At 47.0% G+C, this 17122-nt stretch carries 12 protein-coding genes; 11 read left to right on the top strand and 1 reads right to left on the bottom strand.

Annotated elements, in window-relative coordinates; translation table 11 throughout:
* From Q8Q07_02160 to Q8Q07_02210, 11 genes are all read left to right on the top strand, one after another.
* On the top strand, window positions 1–991 hold a 991-nt coding region (locus Q8Q07_02160; protein ID MDP3879096.1), incomplete at its 5' end, for an NAD-dependent epimerase/dehydratase family protein.
* Complete coding sequence (locus Q8Q07_02165) at window positions 988–1983, top strand: thiamine pyrophosphate-dependent dehydrogenase E1 component subunit alpha (protein ID MDP3879097.1); 996 nt, start codon at window positions 988–990, stop codon at window positions 1981–1983. The genes Q8Q07_02160 and Q8Q07_02165, both read left to right, overlap by 4 nt.
* A 19-nt stretch (window positions 1984–2002) precedes the next feature.
* Entirely contained in the window at window positions 2003–3052 is a 1050-nt protein-coding gene (locus Q8Q07_02170) for a pyruvate dehydrogenase complex E1 component subunit beta (protein ID MDP3879098.1), read from the top strand.
* A gap of 54 nt (window positions 3053–3106) precedes the next feature.
* Window positions 3107–4249, top strand: a complete 1143-nt coding sequence (locus Q8Q07_02175; protein MDP3879099.1) for a glycosyltransferase family 4 protein — start codon at window positions 3107–3109, stop codon at window positions 4247–4249.
* 487 nt (window positions 4250–4736) lie between these two features.
* Window positions 4737–5372: a hypothetical protein gene (locus tag Q8Q07_02180; protein ID MDP3879100.1), complete on the top strand. Its 636-nt coding sequence runs from the start codon at window positions 4737–4739 to the stop codon at window positions 5370–5372.
* A gap of 33 nt (window positions 5373–5405) precedes the next feature.
* On the top strand, window positions 5406–6488 hold the full coding sequence (locus Q8Q07_02185) for a GNAT family N-acetyltransferase (GenBank protein MDP3879101.1): 1083 nt from the start codon (window positions 5406–5408) through the stop codon (window positions 6486–6488).
* Between the two features lie 69 nt (window positions 6489–6557).
* On the top strand, window positions 6558–8306 hold the full coding sequence (locus tag Q8Q07_02190) for an asparagine synthase-related protein (protein MDP3879102.1): 1749 nt from the start codon (window positions 6558–6560) through the stop codon (window positions 8304–8306).
* 16 nt (window positions 8307–8322) lie between these two features.
* Window positions 8323–9837: a polysaccharide biosynthesis C-terminal domain-containing protein gene (locus Q8Q07_02195; protein MDP3879103.1), complete on the top strand. Its 1515-nt coding sequence runs from the start codon at window positions 8323–8325 to the stop codon at window positions 9835–9837.
* 115 nt (window positions 9838–9952) lie between these two features.
* On the top strand, window positions 9953–10906 hold the full coding sequence (locus Q8Q07_02200) for an NAD-dependent epimerase/dehydratase family protein (GenBank protein MDP3879104.1): 954 nt from the start codon (window positions 9953–9955) through the stop codon (window positions 10904–10906).
* 103 nt (window positions 10907–11009) lie between these two features.
* Window positions 11010–11531 carry a shikimate kinase gene (locus Q8Q07_02205; protein MDP3879105.1) on the top strand — a complete coding sequence of 174 codons (522 nt, stop codon included), beginning with the start codon at window positions 11010–11012 and terminating at the stop codon, window positions 11529–11531.
* Between the two features lie 198 nt (window positions 11532–11729).
* Window positions 11730–13079, top strand: a complete 1350-nt coding sequence (locus tag Q8Q07_02210) for a nucleotidyltransferase family protein (protein MDP3879106.1) — start codon at window positions 11730–11732, stop codon at window positions 13077–13079.
* 55 nt (window positions 13080–13134) lie between these two features.
* Here the strand turns inward: Q8Q07_02210 and Q8Q07_02215 are convergent, their stop codons facing one another.
* Window positions 13135–16830: a DUF4838 domain-containing protein gene (locus tag Q8Q07_02215; GenBank protein MDP3879107.1), complete on the bottom strand. Its 3696-nt coding sequence runs from the start codon at window positions 16828–16830 to the stop codon at window positions 13135–13137.
* Between the last annotated feature and the right edge of the window lie 292 nt (window positions 16831–17122).

The following is a 17122-nucleotide window of genomic DNA, read 5'->3' on the forward strand; positions in this document are numbered from 1 at the left end:
GAAAAATATACTAATTACCGGTGGTGGAGGATTTATCGGAGTGGCGATGGCAACCAGACTCTGTGAGGATAATCAGGTGGTTCTGTTTGACACCGATTTTGAGCACAATGCTTTTGCCTTTTCGGAACTGAAGAATAACGTATATGTCCAAAAATTTCAGGGGGACATACTGGACAAGGAAAGTATTGACTGCGCGACCAGAGAAGCTCAAATAGTGATACATATGGCCGCTAAAGTGGGCGTGCAGGAGGTCATCAGTGATTCCCTGAACACGCTGGAAGTTAACTATGGCGGCACATCAAATCTATTGAAATCGCTGGCAAACAACCAGAACTGTGAACGAGTGCTGGTATTTTCAACCAGTGAAGTCTTTGGAGTGCGCGCCTTCGGCATTGCCGAGAGCGGCGATTCCACCTTCGCTTCAGTTCAGGATATAAGGTGGTGCTACTGTGTTAGCAAGCTGGCAGCTGAGCAACTGGCATTCAGCTATTTCCGCCAGAAGGGTCTGCCCGCGGTGGTGATTCGCCCTTTCAATATTTTTGGCCCTGACAGAGTAGGAGACCATGTTGTGCTTCGTTTCATAATGAAAGCGCTAAGAAACGAGGACCTGGAGGTATATGGCGATGGCACACAGATAAGAGCCTGGTGCTATATCGACGACTTTTGCGACGGGGTACTACGCGCTATGGAAGTTCCTGAGGCTATCGGACAGGCATTCAACATTGGCAATCAGAACAACACTATCACCATCCAGGGGCTGGCAAGAGAAATCATTGAACTTTGCGGGAGCAAGTCCCGGATAGTTTTCAAAAGCCTGGACTTTACCGATATTGATCTGAGAGTGCCAAATACCTCTAAAGCCAGGAACATGCTCGGATTCGTCCCCAAGGTTGACCTGGGAGAAGGCTTAACCAGGACCATAAACTGGGTAAGCGAAAACATGGACAAAATAGATTCCCGCGTTGTCACTAAGAGGAAATACGTAGTATGAGTAAACCGTCAGATAACAGGTCAATTAACGGAGTCTCTTCCGACATCCTGAAGGCGATGTACGTAACCATGCTCAGGATACGATTATTCGAAGAAGGAATAATCCCCTTCCTGAATAACGAAATCAAATGTCCGGTACATCTCTATATCGGGCAGGAAGCAGTGGCCGCGGGTGTCTGTGCTAACCTGCAAAATAGTGACTATGTCTTTAGCACTCACCGGAGTCACGGCCATTATATTGCTAAGGGCGGAGACATAAATACGCTTATGGCTGAAATGTACGGCAAGGCGTCAGGATGCTCAAAGGGGAGAGGAGGATCGATGCATCTAGCTTCTCCAGAGATAGGGTTACCGGGGAGTCCCGCTATTGTTGCTGGCTCGATACCATTGGCCTGTGGCTCTGCCTTGACATCTGTGCTACGGAAGTCCGGTTCTATATCAGTTTGCTTCTTTGGTGACGGTGCTACCAATGAGGGTGTCTTTTATGAATCGCTCAATTTTGCCGCGCTTAAGAAGCTACCGGTAATATTCGTTTGTGAGAACAATCTCTACGCTACGCATATGCCTGTATCATCCTGCCTGTCTGACACCGCTATTTACAGGAAAGCGAAAGCCTTCAATATGCCCGGGCGCAGGATTGATGGGAACGACGTTATGGAGGTCTTTCTGGCAACTGAGGAGGCAATCGCTTCTGTCAGAAGTGGGGGGGGGCCTTTTCTGCTGGAGTGCATGACCTACCGGTGGCACGGGCATGTAGGGCCCGGTAATGATGTTGGTGAAAAACTCAGAAGCCAGGAGGAACTGAATTCCTGGATGAATAAGTGTCCTATCAAAACCTTTGAACAAATACTGTCTGAAAATCGTATCCTTTCTAGTTCCGAGATGTCTAGCATCAGGGCAGAGATCAAGCGTGAGGTGCAGGATGCTGTTACCTTTGCGGAGGAAGTCTGTTACCCTGATTCGGAAGAGCTACTTGAATGTCTGTTCAGATAACGAAGTGGAGTTAACCAGCATGAGACAGATATCCTATGTCCAGGCATTAAATGAGGCATTGCACCAGTTAATAGCCGGTGATGAGAATGTGTTTCTTATCGGACAGGGAGTTAATAGCCCCTGGTATGCCGGCAACAGCACCGTCGGTCTTGTTGAGCGTTTTGGAGAAGGCCGTGTTATAGACACGCCTATCTCCGAAAATTGTGTGGCTGGAACGGCAATAGGCGCAGCTCTTACCGGCATGCGTCCGATATTGTTCCATGCCAGAATGGACTTTATGTATCTCGCCATGGACCAACTGGCTAATAATGCCGCAAGCTGGCACTATATGTACGGAGGAAATTTGAATGTCCCTTTAACTATATGGGGCGTAATCAACCGGGGGGGAGAGCAGGGGGCACAGCATTCTCAGGCTATACATGCCATGCTTGCCCATATCCCCGGCTTGAAGGTGGTGATGCCGGCAACGCCATATGACGCGAAGGGACTGCTCATATCAAGCGTAGCGGACAGTAATCCGGTAGTGTATGTTGATGAGCGCTGGCTTTATGCTCACCAGGGAGACGTACCTGAGGAAATGTATACAGTGCCTATTGGGAAAGGAGCGGTGCGTAGAGAAGGAAAGGACGTTACTGTAGTGGCCACATCATATATGGTTATTGAGGCGTTAAAAGCAGCGGAAATATTAGAGAAAGAAAGTATAGATGTTGAGGTGATAGATTTACGCACACTGAAGCCGCTGGACGAATCTCTGGTGATCGGCTCTGTAAAGAAGACCAGGAGGCTGGTCGTGGCTGACAGCGGTTGGAAAAGCTTCGGCGCCGGGGCAGAGGTCATTACCAGAGTGATGGAACACGATGATTTCCGTTTTTCGCGTGCGGTACCGGTAGCCCGGGTTTCTCTACCTGACATCCCGGCTCCGGCGAGCCGCGCGTTGGAGAAACAATATTATCCTGATGCAATTTCTATCGCCACAGCAGTCAGGAAAGTGATTGGAGATAATTATTCTTCCAGCAAGTTAGAAATGCTCTTGCCCTGGCACATGGGATTTCCGGTAGAAGAAGGGTGAAACTGCTTAAGGGGAAATTTGTTTACCTTTACGAAATAGAGGTCATTCACATTTATGAATATACTGGTCTTTTTACCCAGTTATGCGCTGGCAATCCAGCGAGGCGATACCACGCATATTAAGGAGCTGGTCAGCAATTTATCAAAACTCGCCGAGATTGATGTCATAAAGGCAAACGGTTCAGAAACATCCGAGAGAGTTCCTCTTATGGCAGCTATGCTGCGTGTAATGCAGGGTTTTGTTAGAGCTGCATTATTACTCAGGAAAAGAAGACCCGACCTGATATATACGAGAGACAGTCAAGCCCTTTTCACCTTTGTTCTGGCTAGACTTTTCCGGCTCCCATACATAGTAGAAATTAATGCGCTATTTATTAGCAGTTGGAAAGTGGAGACAAGGCCTTTGGGAATACGCAGGTGGGCGAGTTACATAAAGGGCTCGCTCAATGAAAAAACATTCAAATATGCTGACCATCTAATTGCAGTTCAGCCCAAAATCAAGAAAATACTGGAACTTGAATACAATATCAAACCAGAGAAGATATCTGCAATCGGGTGTGGAGCTAATACGGAATTATTCAGACCGATGAACACTCAGGAAGCAAGGAGAGCGCTCCAGCTAAACGAAAAACATAACTATATCTGCTTTGTCGGAGCGCTATATAAATGGCAGGGCATAGAATACCTGATAAAAGCAAGTCCAAATATACTGGAGCAATGTTCAAGCAGTGTGTTCTTGATTGTCGGGGATGGATATAACCGCGAAACACTGGCTAACCTTGCCGACGGACTAGGCGTGTCAGACAGGTTTATTTTTACCGGAGTTATACCTTATGCGAGTGTTCCACTGTATATTAACGCCAGTGATTTGTGTGTAGCTCCATTTATAGAAGAAAGAAATGGCAGAACCGGACTTTCTCCGAACAAGGTATACGAGTATCTAGCCTGCGGGAAACCGGTTGTTGCCAGTGACATAGACGGGGTGAGAGAACTTCTGGAAGGGGCAAATGCCGGAATTTGCGTACCAGCCGAAGATCCTGATGAACTCGCCAACGCCGTTGTTAACTTGCTTCGCAGTACTGAAACCAGAGAAAGAATGGGGGAAAGCGGCCGAAGCTACGCTGTAGAAAACGGGAGCTGGGAAAGTGTGGCGGGAAGAGTTTTTAAGGTTTGCCAGAGGGTTGTTCAGGAGCATTGAGGGAAAAGCGTGATAGCTCGATACTGGCACACATTATCAGTATTCTTGATAAAAACATTGAGCTTCTGAGTAGCGCACGGTAAATGATTAGAAAGGAGTCAGCTACGGCTACTTACAACAGGTGGAGACTGCAACCAGAGCGGATAACCTACTAGACAGAGGAGCTTTTGTTCTTTCCCTGGACTTTGAACTTGCCTGGGGTTCAGCACATTATGGTAGAGTTGCCGAGCGTGAGTCGTGGTTTCAGCTCACGCGAGCATGCATAACCAGACTCCTGGAGCTTCTTGACAAATTTCAAATTAGTGCTACTTGGGCTACAGTGGGGCATCTCTTCCTGGATAAATGCCAACCCGTAAACGGGGTAATACACCCGGAAATTATCAGGCCCACATATAGCTGGTTATCAGACGACTGGTTTGCTGTGGACCCATGCAGCCACCTTGAAGATGCCCCTATCTGGTATGGAAGAGATATCCTACAGCAGATTATGAGTAGCAAGGTTAGCCAGGAGATTGGCTGTCATACCTTTTCTCATATCCAGGTGGGCGACCCGGAGTGTAGCCGGGACTGTTTTGCATCAGAGTTGCTTGCGTGTCGCCTTGCTGCTGAAGAGTTCGGGCTGGAGCTTAAGTCATTTGTATTCCCGCTTCAGATGGTGGGGCATCTGGATGTGCTGAAAGAGCACGGGTATATTGCCTACCGTGGCAATCTTCTTCAGGATCCAGTCCGCAAGCCGAGAATCATGAGATGGCTCGTTTACTGTTTAAGCGCAGGGCCAACCGTTCTGCCTGAGGAACACAATGGATTATGGGACTTACCGATGTGTTTATCCTACCCACCACCTCGTTATTGGACATCTACCCCGGCCGTTAGGCTTCAGGTGTGGAAATCGAAGAGGGCATTACGACGAGCGGCAGAGCAGCGGAGGCTCTTTCACCTGTGTTTCCATCCTTTCAACCTTGCCGCCAACCCCGGAAGACTTTTTAGGGGACTGGAGAATATATTTACCGAGTTTTGCCGCTATCGGGACTCGGGTCTATTGGACAACCTTAGCATGGGACAGTTGGCCCATGCTCTCCAGTTTACGAAAGAACAGCCGGCTTCAACCGATATATCCCTGTGATACTGACAGAGGAGCAGGATTAGAAGGGATGACATGGAGGAAACAATAGTAAAAGAACTGGTTATAAGGGACGCCACCAAGGCTGACCTACCCTCAATTTTGGTGTTTAGAGAGCGCCTGGGTGAAAGCGGATTCTTTAACCGGACGAGCGCTTATTATGATTGGAAATACTTTCAAAATCCGATTGGGCCAACCCGCCTGAGCTTAGCCGAGCATAACGGTCAGATAATCTCAACATTCGGATTGGCCACTGCGAGAATGAAAATCGGAGAGCAGGTCATTAAATGTTTTCAGGGAATGGACAGTTTTACTTTGCCTTCACATAGGGGTAAAGGCGTGCACAGTAAGATTCGTGGTAAGTTGCTGGCTGAGGCGGACAGGGACGGAGTCGATCTTATTTACAGCGTGCCGTCTGCTATGTTAGCTCCGGCGATGGCGAGATTCGGCGCAGTTGCGTTGTTTGGCATCAAGAGGTTTTACTATATCCTGAATATGGATAATTTCCTGAAGGGGACTGTAAAAAACGAGCTTGCTTTCTATTCAATCAGGTTTTTTGCCAGAGCCGGCGCCAGGATAGCCTTTAGAGATGTCAATCAACCTGTATTAGACGGGCTAGACATTACTGAGATTTCACGTTTTGACGATGACGTGGTGGATTTATGGGAACGCGTTTCTAAAGACTATGACGCGATTATCCTGAGAGACAAAGAGTACCTTAATTGGAGATATGTGGCAAGCCCCGTCAAGTTCACAATCTATGCTGCGCATAAGAAGGACCATCTGCTTGGATATATTGTTATTACGTTGGGAGAAGAAATTCGTGACAATGTGCGCATGGGGTACATAGTCGACATGTTGACCGATCCCGAAGAAGAGGGAATTGACCGAACTCTGATGGCGTTTGCATTTGCATTTTTCAAGAAGCAAAAAGCAGATGTAATAGAGACCTACTCCATGCAAAATGAACCGGCGACAAAAGACAACTTTCCTCATCTTTTAAGAAGGTTAGGTTTCATCCCAAGCCGTAGCACCAGCTATATCAATATACGCACCAGATTAAACCTGCCCCCCAATTGCAGGTACTTTTTTAGATTTGGCGACCTCGACCACGTATGATTGTTCCTGGATGACGTTGTTATCAGGAAGAAAACAAAGCTCATCAATATCAGCCCGAGATATACTAAAATGAATAACTTTAACATGCACCTCTCCGTAACAGTCAATAACTTAACATCAGAAGAAGGAAATACTGTCTATGTATCGGTTAATCCCCCTGTAACCTGCTGGCTTTTCGGATATTTCAGACATTGTTTCAGTACCATTCTCTTTGATAAGGAAGCCGCTGAGTATGCCATGCGCCTGTATCACCAGGGACGATTATTGAACGAAGCTGGCGATCTTAACGGTAGTTTCCTGCTCGTATTGGTTGATGAGCGGAATAAATGTGTTCATATTATCACAGACAGGTGGGGGTCTGTTCCTCTTTACTGGGGCCAGCATAACGGAGAGATGTTCGTAAGTGATGATTACTGGCGGATTGTACGTGATATTGAGGCACAAGAGCTAAACAGGGTAGCAGTTGCGCAGCTATTGCAATTCTGTTATGTACTGGGAACACAAACGCTTATCGAAGGAGTTTGGGAGTTTCCCCCCCACGCCGTTACCAGCATAGATTATACTCAAGAGCCACGAGTGTTTCATAACCAGTACTGGTCCTACAAGCTGACAGAGCACAGGCACGAGTCTGAAACAGAATTGCTCGACCTTCTGGCGCACCTGTTTAAGAACATATTTGAAATCTACGCAAATGCTATCCAAAAGAGAAAATGGACTGCGGGCGTCCCGCTGTCCGGCGGCATGGACTCTCGATTTATCGCCTGGGGACTAAGCAGAAACAACGTGCCAGTAATCGCCTATTCATATGGCACGCCCGGCTACGGGGATTTAGAACTGGCATCCCGGGTGGCAGATTTTCTATCCATACCAATCAAGAAGATAACCTGGGAAGACGAACAGGCTTTTACCGGTAAACGGCACGATGACCTGGTTAGTCTTATCGGTTCAACCACGAAATATTCACACGGGATAGGAGCTTATGCCGTAAACGGGGAATGCCAATCTACCTGTGACGTTTTTCTTCCCGGGCATTCGGGTGATTTCATCGCCGGCAGTCACGTAGTCGACTATTACTTACACGCGTTCAATCATCAATTAACTCGCCTGGCGATTGGGAAAGTGCATAAGAGCATGAGTGACCGGAGCTTAAAACAACTTTACCCCTGGAGTTCCGGACACTGGAATACCGTTCAGGACAGCTTCAGGGAAACGATGAAAGTGAATGATGACCCGACGATATTAAGCCTGACCCAGCGTTGGACAACCGAGCAACGCATCAGACGATATACGCTACGTGAGTGTCACACATACAGGAGCTTCGGTTATCAGGTGATGATACCTTTCTGGGACTATGAAGTGGTTGATTTTTTCACCGGTTTACCCAGAAAGTATCTCTATCATCAGTATTTGTACCGCAGACTGATGCAGGAATATATCTATACCGGGCTGGACGCACCCTTAAGTAAGATTGACACTCCCAAAGGGCCCATTCTGTCACCAAAGGCCAGAGCATGTACGCCGACCCTGTTCGATTTAGCTACCAGAATATCCAGAGCTGGCTTGGGCAGGGTCTTGAGTCTAGCAGCGCCTTCAACCTCATCTCAGTCACCGGATAAAAGATACTGGTATCTATGGTATCATTCCCCCGAGTTTCGGCATTATTTTATTCAACTTTTTCACCAATCCCCACAGTGCCATGAGATATTTGACATGAATATACTGAACAGACTCGTAGAGCACGCAACACCAGACTTCATCATCGAGCCTCTTTACAACGTGGCAACTGTTGCTCACCCGGCATTCAACGATTATCGTTAACAGGACGTTATTACTCGTGATTAATGAAAATGCAAGTGAAGTCCAGACTTTCGTCCGGGGAACCGTAGACGAGGTCCGGAAGTTCACCCGCGATACGATATGGACTTTTTCAGGTCTGGGGTTTCAAAGTGTCGTAGGTCTGGTAACCGTAGCCTTTCTGACAAAGTCTTTCCCTGCCGAGCTTTATGGTGTGTGGGCGCAAATATCTGTAACCACGGCTTTGCTTGCCCCTATATTAACTCTGAAACTCGATAGTGCCTATATAAGATTCCTATCAGGTCAGCAGAACAGAGAAAAGATACGGCAGTCCCTGGGCATAGTAATCTGGCCGGTTTTCAGCATCGGGTTCCTGTTGCTGGTCATATCCTGGATTCTCAGGGAAAGCTTATCGGCAGCCATATTTGTGGATTCCCGATATATGCCCTTTGTTTCATTAACTTTCCTGTGGACTGCTGTTCGTGCCCTGTTCGGCCTATCCCTGTGCTATTACAAGGCTTTGCGCAGAATAAGAAGAGTGGCCGTTATGCAAATTGGCTGTTCCTTGTTGCAAACGGCTATTTTGGCGATACTTATAATTAACGGGTTTGATCTGATATGGGTCGTATTTTCCAACATTATCATTCAAGGCCTTTTCGTAATCCTGGTACTGGGCTTGATATTCCTTGAAACAGGCGTACCAACTCTCCACATCCGCGGCTTAAAGGAATACGTACTCTTCAGTATTCCAATTTTACCTTCAGCACTCCTTTTCTGGACCATGAACTCCAGTTCCAGGTATATCATTACCCACCTCCTCGGTTTATCCTATGCCGGTATTTACTCCGTTTCATGGTCACTGGTCAATCTCATCTCTTTCTTCATAACCCCGGTAGCGGCCAATGTTTTCTACACAGTATCCGGCTTGTGGGAAAAGGGAGAGGTACAAAAGGTAAAAAGTTATCTGCAATATTCAACCAAGATCTTTCTCTGTCTGGCTATCCCGGCTATTGTTGGTCTGTCAATGTTGTCCCAACGTCTGTTGAGCGTCCTTACCACTTCCGAGTTTCTATCCGGTGAACTGTTGATTTTTTTTCTTGGCGTGGGAGTAATATTTTCAGGCGTGTATCAGATCAATGTGTACGTAGTTTACCTGGTTAAAGAGACCGGACGGTTGCCTTTGGTCATAGCTTTAGCCGCAATCATCAATGTGGGACTTAACCTGGTTCTAATTCCTCAGATTGGTATAATCGGCGCGGCAGTTTCCAGTATGGTGTCTCACTTCACTTTGGCGACGATCGTAACTGTATGGGCACAAAAAGCGATAGGAATCACTATTGACTCCAAATTATTGGTTAAGGTTGTTGCCGGGTCTGTTGTGATGGCTCTGGCCCTTTACTTCATAAGAGTTGATGGCATTTTCGGCATCATTTTGGCAATAGTTACAGGAGCAACGATATTCGGCACAGCGCTATTTTTGATGAGAGCCTTCTCTGACCGGGAGAGGAGGCTTATGAAGGAAACAATCGCGGGACTGGTTCCTCGATTGAATTAAGGAAAGAGACAATATCTTTGAGGTGATACTTGTTTGGGGCTTTGAAATCTCCCAGTTTTGGCTGCCGTTGCGCTCTGACAGAGACGTTTCAAGCCGAACTCTTTATGAGTGAATTATGCCTAGCTTGTTTCATAGCAAAATGAACATTCTGGTAACCGGGGCCACCGGTTTCATCGGCTCTCATCTATGCCATGAATTGGTGCGGCGTGGATATGATGTCTGCGCGCTATCGTATTCGGGCAATGCTGAGAACGTGAGACCTTTATTGCAGCAGCCCAACTTTCATTTGATACGTGGAGATATACGGGAAAGAGAGGCAATCTGTCAATTGTTAAAAGATCATAATATCGGAGCTATCTTCCACTTAGCGGCGCAACTTCCCCGTATAACTGATCATGATAATCCCTTCCTGAGTCTGGATATTAACGCCCGGGGCACTCTTAATCTATTGAGTGCTGCCGGTTCAAATAATATTGACAGGTTTATCTACAGTTCAAGTATTGACGTCTATTCCGAACCCCCTGAACGTCTGCCGGTGGATGAAAAGCATCCCACGCGACCCCGTACCCACTACGGAATAGGCAAGCTTGGAGGCGAAGTCTACGCACAGCTATATGCAAAGTTGGCCAAAGTGACTGTGCTACGCTACTCTATCGTTTATGGAAGGGGAGGCAAAAAAGGAGGAGCGGTGAACCGATTCATTCATCAGGCTCTGGACAATAACCCTTTGACAATACATGGTGATGGGAACCAATCAAACGATTTCGTTTATATCAAGGATGTGATCAAAGCCAATCTGCTGGCTTTGGAACGGGATAAGCCGGGAATTTATAATATTGGTAGTGGCGAAGAAACCAGCATAAAGACTCTGGCCCGGACTATTCTTCAACTAACCGGGTCCAGTTCGAATGTTCGGTTTACCGCGGAAGAAAGTAACCGGCCTTTCAGGTTTGTTCTTGATATAGGGCTCGCAAATAGAGTGTTAGGTTATCAGCCTTGCTCGCTACGCGAAGGGATCGATAGATACATTAATTCAACCATTCGCGATAGTGCCGTCATCTCCAATTAGCCTTCAATTACGGCTCTTCTGGCATAAACAGGTGACGATCTCAAGATATCCCTGTACGTCAAATACAATATTTATTTCCATCATTATGGCTGGTTATTTTTCAATGAGAAAAGAAGGCGTTATCCTGATCGGGATGGCAGGTACGGGTAAATCTACCATAGGTTCAGGATTAGCCAGAGCTTTAGCATTCGATTTTACAGACCTGGATGAATACATATGCAGTACGGAGGGGCAGACAATTCAATGCATCATTAACGACAAGGGGGAAGACGCTCTTCTATTGCTGGAAAAACAGAGAATGCATGAATTGAATATGAAGCATAGGGTTATTGCACCGGGAGGCAGTATTGTTTATCTCCCCGACCTTATGAGATACCTTAAAGAGCATTCTTTTTTGGTTCACCTTGATGATACCTTCGAGAATATTCAAGGGAGGCTGGAAAACGCATCAAACAGGGGCATTATCGGGTTTAAGAGCAAATCATTACGAGAAATCTATGATGAGAGACATCCTCTTTACTACAAATACGCTGATATTAATATTGACCAGGCGGGCAAATCAAAGGAGAAAATCATAAAGGAAATAATAGAGCAACTACCCGGTCTTTTTCTCGTAAATATCTAGAACAGCCATGTCACTTTTCAAGTGCCACCACAAAGGATGAAAATATCGCCGACCGAGTGAACCATTCCGTGCTTGACACGGAATCCAGTTGAGTGAGATGACTGGATTCCGGCTTTCGCCGGAATGGTATTTTCGGGAGCAACTTTTGTTGAACGAACGTTCGAAAGAACGTGGCATCTTTTCCAGAGACGGATTGGCATGATCGATTTCCAGACGCCCTTACAACCGGAATTAATTACACAGAGTAAGAATAAAAGAATGACAAACGTGAAAAATAAGACGGGACGAAACGACTGGACGATGACGGACGGTCTAAGCCGGGAAGACCAGGTTCTTCTTCATTGCGCCCGGATTAATGGGTCTCCTGAGCGGCATGAAGCCTTAAAAGTCCTGCTGTCCAGAGAACCTGACTGGGAATTGCTACTGGAAAAAGCAACCTTTCACCGGCTGTCATGCCTGCTCTCCCATCATCTCAGAAGCGCAGAATTGACGGCATTTGTTCCACAGCCTGTGCTCAAAAAATTGCAGAGCATATACTACACGAGTTTAACCAGAAACGTGCTTCTTCAAGATGAACTTTCCAGATTGCTGGCTGCCCTTAACCGGGAGGGCATACCCGTCATCGTACTTAAAGGAGCAGCTCTACTGGGTATCGTTTACCAGGATATTAGCTTGAGACCGATGAGTGACCTCGATATCCTGGTTCCGGTTGAGCATCTTGACCGTGTCGAGGCAGTTGTTTCGCAGCACGGCTATGAGCATATATATAGTCGCCACTCTCAAGAGGTGGCCAGGGAAAAGATGCATCAATTACCGTGTATGATGAATCGCGAGAAGCACATTTTTCTGGAGATACATCAGCATATCGTTGATTCTGACTCCCCTTATCATTTCGACTTGCATCACTTCTGGAACAGAGCTCAGCGCATAACAATATTGGAAACCGATTCCCTGACTTTCGCACCCGAAGATTTGCTCATACACCTGGGTATCCATTTCATATTTGACCGTCATTACAGCAGCGTGTCCGCTATCGGGCAACTCTGCGACATTTCCGAGGTTATCCTGCATTTTGGTGACTCACTGGATTGGGATATGGTAGAAGCCCTCGCTGAGGAATTCGGGGTCGGAGCAGCGTTGCATATCGTATTCTACGCCTGCGAGCATCTCTTGGGCACGGAAGTGCCGGAGAGCGTATTATCCCGTCTTCAGCCTTCATGGTTTAGTTCGGTTATTGCGGCACTATTCATTCAAAAGCGGGTATTGAGCACCAGGGATTGGGTGCCTCTTTACTTTGTGGATCCAAGAGATCAGTATAGCCAACATGCAGCAATATTGGCTATTTTCAATAAGATATTTCATATTCCGGCGAGGATTTTTCAAGAGCGCGAACATCGAAAACACAGAATCTCTTACTATCTCCGATTAGTGAGGAATTTGTCTCCGGCAAAAGCCCAAAATTTAAAGCAGGACATGCTTCTGGACCGCTGGCTCCACGATATCTGTAATTCCACAAATAGAACGGCTCCTCATCATTCTAACCATTAACCATTGATGGTACAAGAATGTTATCCGGCGCCATATTGAAGGCAATGCTGCATGGTCAATCTTTGAATTTGCGGGAATCCAGTACTCTCTGAACAAAACTTAACATGGTTAACTTCGGTCGTTTGTAACGTTTGACTGACCGCCTGGCATATCGATAGCTTAGCACCCCGGCTAACGCTACTACTAATATTGTTGGAGGTACAGCAAAGATCACCGGGAGATTACCCGATTTCCCTAAGCCTATGAAGGGTATAACGAAGGCCGGATTCTCTCCATTGCCAATTATAGTGACAACGGCCGGCTCTGAAGTCGCTTCGCCGTCACTGGCAGTGAAAGTAAAGCTATCCGAGCCCTGGAAATCACGGTTGGGAATGTATGTGACAAAGGGTAGACTGCCCGATAGTGTGCCATTGGATGGGCCGTTCGTGATGGCATAAGTCAGAGAATCACCGTCGGAGTCAAAAGCGTTCAGGATGATGTCTGTAGGAGTGTTCCCAGTAATGGTGACGTTCTGATCATTTGCAGAAGGTAGCCTGTTACTCCGGTTCACGGTGATAATAACCGTAGCCGTATTCGAGGTCGATTTGCCATCGCTGGCAGTGAAGGTGAACATGTCCGAGCCAGTGAAGGCAGGGTTAGGGTTGTAGGTGACAGACGGTAAAGCACCCGACAGGATGCCGAAAGACGGACTGTTAACGATGGCATATGTCAGAGCATCATCGTCCGGATCGGAAGCACTGACGACGATATAGAGCGTAGTATCAGAACCGGTAACCAGGTCATGGTTAAACGCAACAGGCAAACCATTAACCTGGCGTACCGTGATGCTGACATTAGCCGTATTCGAAGTCGACTTGCCGTCGCTTGCAGTGAACGTGAAGTTATCTGAACCGGTAAAAGCAGCATCAGGAGTGTAGGTAACAAGGGAGAGAGTGGGTCCTGATAGGGTGCCGTGAGTGGGCATAGTAACCAGATTGTAGACCAGAGTATCCCCATCGGCGTCAGAAGCGCCGAGAACGATGTCGACCGGCTTATTCAAATCCGTGACCGCGCTCTGGTTGATTGCGATGGGAGGTTTGTTTACGCTGTTTACGGTGATGGAAACGGTAGCCGTATTGGAAGTAGTTTGACCGTCACTGGTAATATAGGTAAAGTTATCGGAGCCAGTGAAGGCAGGGTCTGGTGTATAGGTGAGAACGGGTGGTGTGTCTGACAATGTACCTTTAAATGGGCTAGAAACGATGGCATAGGTCAGAGTATCCCCGTTCGGGTCAGAGGCTGTTAGAGTAAAGCTCACCGGCGTATTCTCATCCGTTCCTACTATCTGATCGTCAGCCACAGGCTTTGAGTTAAGCGGTACACCCCCCCCCCCCCCGCCACTTCCGCCTGATGATGGTGGTGTAGGTGGCACGGGAAGGGGAGGCGAACTATCTGCTGCCGGTACGAGTAAGTATTTTGAATCGTGCCAGACAAGAGGCGGAATGCCAACAAGCCAGAATTGTCCTGACCTGGAATTCATATCTATTTCTACCTTCCAGATACCCGGAACAGGAGAAACAAAAGCTATTTCGTCTGAGTACCAGTCTTGTTTGTCAAAGTTGAACGGGTATGTAATTCCGTTCGGGTCAGTGAGCTGCCCGTGAGCGGGCCATTTTGAGAAAACGACACTGGCGCCAAAACGAAAATTTACAGTACCTGACGGTACGTAAAAATATTCCGCAGTGCTTCCCCAGTAAGAGGGGGCGTTCATCGGTGGGGTTTCTGCCGGCTGGAAAATATTTCTTGTGGGGTTTGCTATAATTGACGCCGGGCGGTCCGGGACGTCCACGTATAAGGCGCTGCCAACTGGTCTCGAATATGTTGAATGGAGAATATAGGTGCCGGGGAGTGTAGCGTTAAACGTAACAGATGTCCAATCTTCCAGCTTATTCTCAAAACTTTCATAATCTATCAGCAGTCCTGTGGGGTCGTACCACTGTATTACACCTTTACCCTTTACCAGAATATCAATGTTTTCATTACCTTCTGAGGGAACAAGAATGTCTTGAAACCATCCATGCATTACAGGGAGTCTAGGCTCAGCATCACCGAGAGTTTTAAGTTCAATCTCCCGAGGGTTTATATAAGGGGTAAAAAATCCACTAAATGCCGCCAGGGCTTCATTCAGCCATCTCCTGGACTCCACCGCTGTGGGTGGGGTAAAGTCTTTCAGAGCTTCGATTTCCGAAGATGTTAGTCCCCTGTTTTCAAGTTCTTTGCGCAGGTCATTCAGGACATAGTTGGAGGTAACTACATAAAGGTCTTTGATTTTGGTGATAAAGGTATAGAATTTTTTCAACTCATCAAGAGTCAGGTTCGTAATCCCTTTATTGTGCCATAGCCATAAGTAGCGAGTGTAATACTCAAGATAGCGGATACGTTCAATGATTTCGCTGTTGCCTGCCGCTAATGACTCTGCTTCGTCTAAATTTTTAAAAGAAGCTGCCAGGGCGGCATCATCCGTTTCACGGTTTTCAAAGTAGTGTTTCATTACTTGCTTCGCCGGACCAAAGGCCCTGGTATAGAAGTCGTCAAGCAAAAATTCTACGTCTGCATTGGAGTCCCAGAGGAGCTTGCTGATTAGGTAGTAGGTAAGACCGTTCCCGGCCCAACTATCTGACGCTTCGACTTTATACGCTTTGGCGCCGCTGGATGCGTACGTACTTATTTGCCTGACATGGTCAAAATTTATGTCCGGAGAGTCCTGTTCATATACCCAGACATCAAGATAATCATATATGCCAACCTCAGCACCCCGGGAACGCAACCCCTCAATCCGCTGGGTAAGGAGAAGATTAGAGTAGCTATAACCGGTTGTTACAAACGCCAGTAGATTTGGTTCAAGGTCATACGTGGGTACACCTGAATAGATGAAATAGTTAAGCAGTGATACGTATTTACCGGGGAACTCTGTTTTGATGGCTTTAGCTACTTCGTTAGCCAGGTAGAATACCCTGTCAGTGATCAGTTGCACGTTCGTCTGATCATATGGCGGGTTGAATCCCCCGCCGTCCCTTGGAGAGATACAGGCTGCACCCAGACCGAGCGGGTCAATGCTATAAGGTGTTTTCACTGGTGGTTGACTTAGCTGGTCACGGGCATATTGGATGGCTCTGGCAATGACCTCAGGGTTCTCCGGATTCAGTTGCCAGGTGCCGCCGGGTGGGCTGCCAATGAACCAATCTGGATGTTTGGGATATTCAGATATGTCTATTATAGACGAATAGGTGTGTCGACCGGGATATAACGAAGTTCCGGGCATGCGGTTCCTTAAGTTCCAATTATTACTTGCGGTGTGGTTGTAGTTACCTGCTGGCACAATCAGTCTGTAGAAAAAGGAGGGATCCTGAATCTCGTTTAAGGTACCCGGGTCTTCCAGTGATTCAGGTACTACTTCCCAGGCTGGATGTTTAAAGAACCAGCGGACGCCCAGTTTTTCCAATAGAATATAGGCACCATGGCGAGTAGCAGCAGAAGTTTTACCAGTAATGCGGATACCTGCAGCATCCGAGATAATTTTCACGGCTTCATCGCTGCGGCTGGTAAAATCCGGTAGGTCCGGGTTGACATCCAGGCGAATAGCTGAATAACCCGGGTTGCCCTTAACTATCTTCCATACCTTGCCGGACATTTTCTCCAGATATGTCTGAAGCTCATTGGCGGCAGTATCCAGGAATGCGTCAGATGCAGGAAGTATGGATATAGTGTCCATATTATCCCAGCCAGACCACCCACTGGCCTTGGAAACGGGAGTTTTAGGGGGAAACATACTTGTGAAGAAGACGCTCAGGACTATTAGAACGGACAAAATTAGTTTGACAGTAGACAGACTTCTACATTTGAACTTTCCTGATAGATGCATAAGAGTCCTTTCTTTTTTTGACCAACTTGAACAGCCAGCAATACAGTAACAGTGACCGGCACATACTAGCCCGAAGATACTTGCTCCCTTGCTAAGTTACATAACAACAATCTTATATGAAAAGATACGGCGAACCAACAGC

The organism is Dehalococcoidales bacterium, assembly GCA_030698765.1.
Classification (GTDB): Bacteria; Chloroflexota; Dehalococcoidia; order Dehalococcoidales; family UBA2162; genus JAUYMF01.